The sequence below is a fragment of the Gemmobacter caeruleus genome (assembly GCF_008271655.1).
Classification (GTDB): Bacteria; Pseudomonadota; Alphaproteobacteria; order Rhodobacterales; family Rhodobacteraceae; genus Gemmobacter; species Gemmobacter caeruleus.
In genome coordinates, this window is record NZ_VKKX01000019.1 from 1 (window position 1) to 6,078 (window position 6,078).

Sequence of the window (6,078 nt, forward strand, 5' to 3'; positions counted from 1 at the left end):
GAGGAACTTTCAGGGGAGCAGGTCATGAGAAACTCCCGTTCTCCATTCGTGGGAACCTCGATCGAAGACTTGGCGACGAAGGACAATGTGGGGGCCAAACAGCGGTTATGATAGTCATATTAGAGGTCACCTCTCTGTATGACGAATAATCTTACAAGACCGGCGAGTATGTCAGTCTGCGTGACGATGCCAACAATCTGTCCATTCTCTACTATCGGAATCGACTGAACCCCTTTTTCCGCTAGAACCAGGAGTAAGAGCGATAGATGCGTGGACGGCGTGGCAGTTAGTCCACTCTTGGTCATGACTTGCTCTGCCCTGTCTTTTAGTTCTCCCTCTTTACGACAAGGCTTTTTAGGGGTCTTCGACGTCATCGACAATCCTCTTGATAAAAACCCGGCCTCTTCGCTAAAAATTTTGCTTTGATGTATTACTCCCTTGAACCTGCCTTCTAAGTCGATCACTGGAATGGACGTAACATTATTTTTCCGAAAGGCAGTAGTGACTGTCGTAAGCGAATCATCAACACCAACGCATATCAGTTTGGTAGACATAAAATCCGATGCAGTTAGCTTTCTGGATTTACTTGCTTCGTTTTTTTGTTCGGCCCCTCCAAACACACTCGCTAAGTTGCCGGCGTCAAGATTTAATGACTGGCGATAGTGTCGTGGAATCTTGATAGCGGTTTCGTCATTAAGTGAGATTTTATCTCCCGGGCCTAGTTCGTTTCGAGACCTAAAGTTGTGCTTATTAGGATAAGGGTTTCTCGACAAAAACCCGTAGAGCACCCCAGTCAAGATCAATAACAAAGTGACGGTCGCTACGGGAGTTATCGCAAACCTGTAGCCGAAGGTTTCTACCAGCGAAGGATAAATAGGTACAGTCATTGCGATGGCACCAGCCGGTGGATGAAACGCACGCAAAGTGAACATTGCGAACACCGCAAGACTCACAGCGAGAGGAATCTGAAAAGGAAACTCTGGCAAAACCCTCACCACCAAGACGCCGGTCAAAGCCGATACCGTGTTTCCCACCAGAGCCGACCAGGGCTGCGCTAGCGGGCTCGTCGGGATGGCAAAAATAAGAATCGCCGTAGCGCCAAATGGCGCTATCAAAAATAGGCCGTACTCTGGTGTTGGACTAAGTGCACGAACGAGCGACGTCGCAATTCCGAGGGCGAAACACACGCCAAGACCGGCTCGCATAACCTCCCAATGAGAGGTCGCGCCCATCGCTGGACCATAACCCTTCACATGTTTTGAAATTCGCCATGACTTTAAGGAGTTCATTCATGCTATCCGTTTCTTACTTTGCACGATCTCACTACCGCGGAGGTAGCACTCCCCCTCTGCCACAAGAAAATCACTTAGGCTTACTAGGGTCTGTTGACGTTCACCGCAGGCGAATGATGGTGGCCGCGATGGCGATGAAGGCGGCGAAACTGGTGTCGGTTTTGCAGCAACGCGTGGTGATCCCTCTGTATTCCTTGATCTTTCCGAAGAGGTTTTCGATCAGATGGCGCCACTTGTAGGTGTCGCGGTCGAATTCAGCCGGGAAGCGCCGGTTGGACTTGGGCGGGATCACCGCCTCGGTTCCCGCCTTGGCCAAGGCCTCGCGCAGCCAGTTCGCGTCAAACGCCCGGTCCGCAAGCAGCTTTCCGCCCGAGAGCCGCTCGATGAGCGCCGCGGTGCCACGCAGATCGTGGGCCTGGCCGGGCAGCAGGCGGAAGTCGATCAGGTTGCCAAGCGCGTCGGTCAGCGCCATGATTTTCGTCGTCACGCCGCCGCGAGAGCGCCCGATAGCCTGGCTTTCGGTCCCCCTTTTGCGCCCTGACCGTGGCGGTGGACCTTGACGATGGTGCCGTCCACCATCACGTATTCAAAGTCTGCGTCTTCGGCTAACGCTCTGAACATCATGTAGAATGCATCGGCCTTCACCCAGCGGCGGAAGCGTTTGAACACGGTGTTCCACTTCCCGAACTCTGACGGCAAGTCGCGCCACGGGCAGCCGGTTCGGACGATCCAAAGCACCGCTTCCACGAACATCCGTGGATCGGGGCCGGTGCGCCCCGGATCGCACTCCCGGCCAAGGCAATGCGGAGCGATGGCGGCCCACTGGGCGTCAGTCAGAACGGTGCGGATCAAGCTTGCCTCCCCTGTTGGCAAGCTTGAATCAGACACTACCCGAATTGGGAATCCTCAAACATCAACAGACCCTAGCCCATTAAGTCGGGAACTCTTTAACCATTATTGTTAATCCATCCTCTGGAATGATGAACCGCTTTGGTCCATTGACCATAGAGTCTTTCCCGTTCCTCTGCCTCCATTCGAGGTTTGAATCTTTTCTCAACTTTGATACCCGAAAAGGCGTCTTCAAAACTTGACCAGTAACCAGAAGCCAACCCAGCCATGTAGGCTGCGCCCATCACGGTTGTTTCGGGATTGGTTGGACGCACGACTTCCGCGTTTAATAGGTTAGACTGGAACTGCATCAACCAATCGTTGCGAACCGCCCCACCGTCCACTCTCATGGATTTGATCTCCACACCAGAATCCGCGCGCATGCTCTGCAGAAAGTCTTTGGTTTGATAGACGATAGATTCTAACGTTGCGCGGGCCAAATGAGCCCGTGAAGTGCCTAGGGTAATGCCAATAATCGTACCCCGGGCTGAGGTATCCCAGTAAGGGGCTGCCAAGCCGGTCATGGCAGGAACGAAGTAGACTCCTCCGTTATCCGCTACGCTCCTAGCCAACTCCTCGGTCTTCGCCGAGTCCTCGATTAACTCAGCCCTATCTCGCAACCACTGTACAGCCGATCCTGTCACAGAAGCGTAGCCTTCCAAGGTGTAGGTAGTCTTGCCGTTAATGCGCCAAGCAATGAGTACATTGGTGCCACTGCGCGAGTCAGGTAACTTTTCGCCGACGTTCATGTTGAGGAAGGTGCCAGTGCCGTGTGTGCATTTTACAGAGCCAGCCTCAATACAACCCTGGCCCAAAAGTCCTGATTGTTGATCTCCAATGTTTCCCGTGATCGGAATCTCCACGCCGAAGAGCTCGGGATCGGTCACTCCAAAAAAGCCCGAGTCATCTCGCACCTCCGGCATACCGCTCACCGGCACGTTCAGAAAGTCAAACCATTCCTTATACCATTCGTCCTTGTACAGGTCATAGTAACCAGCGACGGTGGCGTTGGAGGCCGAAGTGGCGTGGACCTTTCCCCCGGTCAGTTTATATATCAGCCAAGCATCGACATTGCCAAAAATGACATCACCGGCTTCAGCCTGCTGACGGGCATTGGGGACATTTTCCATCATCCACCACAACCCAAGCGATGAATAGAGCGGACAGAGGGGCCAGCCCGTGTGCTTGTAGGCTTTTTCGCCCCACTCGCTGCGAATCGACTCGACCATATTGGCATTTCGCATATCCTGCCACACGATTGCAGGATAGATAGGCTGACCGGTCTGTCGATTCCAAGCCATCCGAGTGGAGCGTTGGTTCGTAATGCCAATGGCGCTGATTTCGGTCGGTTTTAGATCTGCTGCCTTCAGCGCTTTTTTCATCATGGCATACGTGGTCTGCCAGATCTCCTCCGGGTCGTGTTCTACGCGGTCAGGAGCTGGATGAAACTGGGTAAACTCGCTGTAGGCTTGGGCCTTAATGTTGCTGTCTCTGTCAACAATCACAGCGCGGGTGCCAGTCGTACCCGCGTCGATTGCCAGTATGTATTTATTAGCCATTGAAAATCCCCTCCTAAATTTTAATCCCTTGTTGGGTTTTGTGTTTGTCCAGCGAGTGCCGCTTCAGCCGACACGTGGTCAAGGCAAATAAGCGCCCGTAAAAGCAAAAAACTGTCCCGCAAGCGGAGCCGAACGACGTGATGCAAGAAAGGCAATCAGCGCGCCCATTTCCTCTTGTTTACCCAGTCGACCGAGCGGCACCTCACGTGCCACCTTTTCTCGGAGAGCCGCGTCCGTCTCCCACTGGGAGGTTGGGAAATATGTGGGGTTATTAAAAAAGTTGGGACCTATCGCGTAGATCAGAATGTTGTCTCGGGACAATGTCTTGGCGGCGGATTCAGCAAGTGCCGTTGTGGCAGCACGCGCAGGACCATAGATCGGATTGTATCCCAAGGGCCGCTTGCCAACCGAAGACGTGATAAAAATTACGGAACCACCGCCTGCGGCGCGCATCGGTTTGATGGCAGATTGAAGAAGTCGAATCGGGAAAATGGTACAAGCCTCGAACATGCGCCGGACGTCTTCCTCGCTAGCTCCTTCGAGTGTCATGCGATTTTGCGGCCTGGGAATATAGTCATTCGAAACAATCGTATCGATTGCGTTTCCGTGTTCAAGCGTTGCTTCCACAAGACGGTCGGGTCGCTGCTCTGAGAGTGCTACACACCCGGGGTTCGCTGAGCAGAAAGTCTCTCGGGCAAGGGGGGCGCCGAAAGTATCGTCGTGACAAACTACTCGATACCCATCTTCGATCAGTGCTTGAACCGCGCCGGGGCCTGCAAACTGGGTCACATTTGTAACAAGAGCAATTTTAGGCGTCTGGTCTGCGTTCTGTATGGGTTCAGCTGTCATTTTATCCTCGTTGTCACTTCGCTTCATTTTTTGATCTGATGTGGTTCCGATTTTCGGCGAGTGGTTAGTTATTTCCTTGGTAAGGCAATCGATTTGACCTCGGTTCCTCGAAGGGGGCGAAAGAAGGAACGAATGTCGTCAATTAATAATTCTGGCGCCTCCATCGCCGCGAAATGACCACCTCTCGGCATGTCCGTATAGCGTTCAAGCCGGTAGATGCGCTTCAGCCACTCTTTTGGTGGATGCCGTATTTCAGCGGGGAAGTGAGCGTAAGCGGTAGGTACGTCTATGATTTCTCCTGGCGCCAATTGCCAACGTTCGCTGGCGCGCTCAAAGTACAACCGAGAGGACGACGCAATTGAACCGCTAACCCAATAGATCATCACCGCTGTGAGCAACTCATCGTTCGTAAAAACGTTTTGTAAGTCCCCGGCACAGTCGGACCAACTTCTGTACTTTTCGATTATCCACGCTGCCAACCCGGCGGGAGAGTCATTCAGCCCTACTCCCAGACTCTGTGGCTTAGTTGCTTGGACGGTGCTATAGGCTCCCTCTTTGAGAACCCATTGCCTATGGGCCTCCAAAAAGCGGTACTCTTGTGCCGTTAAATCGTCCGGCCCATCCAAGTTTGGCTGGATAGACGAGTAATTCAAGTGTAAGCCTACAATTCGGTCGGGATAGGTGTGCGCCATCCGACTGAGGATGGTGGAACCCCAGTCACCCCCTTGCGCTGCAAACTTTTGGTAGCCCAGCACGTCAGTCATAAGGCGGGCGAGGATCTCCCCCATCGCACCAGGATGCATGCCGGGCCGACCTATGTCCGACGAAAATCCAAATCCGGGGAGACTAGGTGCTACTATTGAGAATGCATCAGCGGGATCACCACCAAAAGAGCCCGGGTCAGTTAGTGGACCGATGATTTTCGTGACCTCCAGGAAGGAACCAGGCCAACCGTGTAAAAACAGCAGAGGCATCGGAGCCGGACCTTTTCCGGGCAGATGCACAAAATGAAGATCGACGCCTGAAATGTCCTGTTGGTATTGGGGCAAGGTATTTATTTGACGCTCCGCCTTGCGCCAATCGTAGGTGGTCCGCCAGTAGCTAACGAGTTCACGAAGATAATCGACATCCGTGCCGTAAGACCATCCAGACCCTGATATTGACGAGGGAAACCGTGTTGCGGCGAGACGTTTGTCGAGATCTACTAGGACTTCATCCGGGATGTCGATGACAAACGGCTTGGGCTCCACTACCATAGCGGGTTAGCTCCTTTACCTATAAAAGTTCCCAACGTACCCACGAACCACGGCTATCCGGCTTGCGCCCTAATTCACTACCCACAGTGCAGAATTCTTGGATTCGCTGATCCATCAACACCGCTGCAGAGACTTCGGATGGTAACCGGATAGACACGGCCCTATTTCACTTGTTGTGGTTTCAGCTCGGATCGACCGCAAAACGTCTGTCCCGCGGCAATCCAAAACTGCAAG

5 protein-coding genes are annotated in these 6,078 nt (G+C 53.2%); all 5 read right to left on the bottom strand.

Features of this window, described 5'->3' with window-relative positions:
• Positions 1 to 119: 119 nt before the first annotated feature.
• The 5 genes from FOA17_RS06845 to FOA17_RS06865 all read right to left on the bottom strand — a co-directional run bounded on the left by FOA17_RS06845 (position 120) and on the right by FOA17_RS06865 (position 5,844).
• Positions 120 to 1,289, bottom strand: coding sequence for an HPP family protein (locus tag FOA17_RS06845; RefSeq protein WP_149140742.1), 1,170 nt, complete (start codon positions 1,287 to 1,289; stop codon positions 120 to 122).
• A gap of 103 nt (positions 1,290 to 1,392) precedes the next feature.
• Positions 1,393 to 2,144 (bottom strand): IS5 family transposase gene (locus FOA17_RS06850; protein WP_149140743.1). Its coding sequence is split into 2 segments (ribosomal slippage): positions 1,393 to 1,814 and positions 1,814 to 2,144, totalling 753 coding nucleotides; the frame shifts between segments, so codons are not numbered across the junction.
• Positions 2,145 to 2,239: 95 nt separating this feature from the next.
• Complete coding sequence (locus FOA17_RS06855; RefSeq protein WP_149140744.1) at positions 2,240 to 3,739, bottom strand: FGGY family carbohydrate kinase; 1,500 nt, start codon at positions 3,737 to 3,739, stop codon at positions 2,240 to 2,242.
• 78 nt (positions 3,740 to 3,817) lie between these two features.
• Positions 3,818 to 4,588, bottom strand: a complete 771-nt coding sequence (locus FOA17_RS06860) for an SDR family oxidoreductase (RefSeq protein ID WP_162528187.1) — start codon at positions 4,586 to 4,588, stop codon at positions 3,818 to 3,820.
• A 68-nt stretch (positions 4,589 to 4,656) separates the two neighbouring features.
• Positions 4,657 to 5,844, bottom strand: coding sequence for an epoxide hydrolase family protein (locus FOA17_RS06865; RefSeq protein WP_203232285.1), 1,188 nt, complete (start codon positions 5,842 to 5,844; stop codon positions 4,657 to 4,659).
• Positions 5,845 to 6,078: the final 234 nt, after the last annotated feature.

Excerpts from the sequence above, each read along its gene's own strand:
- FOA17_RS06845 (WP_149140742.1), bottom strand. The coding sequence starts at position 1,289 with ATGAACTCCTTAAAGTCATGGCGAATTTCAAAACATGTGAAGGGTTAT.
- FOA17_RS06860 (WP_162528187.1), bottom strand. The coding sequence starts at position 4,588 with ATGACAGCTGAACCCATACAGAACGCAGACCAGACGCCTAAAATTGCT.
- FOA17_RS06855 (WP_149140744.1), bottom strand. The coding sequence starts at position 3,739 with ATGGCTAATAAATACATACTGGCAATCGACGCGGGTACGACTGGCACC.
- FOA17_RS06865 (WP_203232285.1), bottom strand. The coding sequence starts at position 5,844 with ATGGTAGTGGAGCCCAAGCCGTTTGTCATCGACATCCCGGATGAAGTC.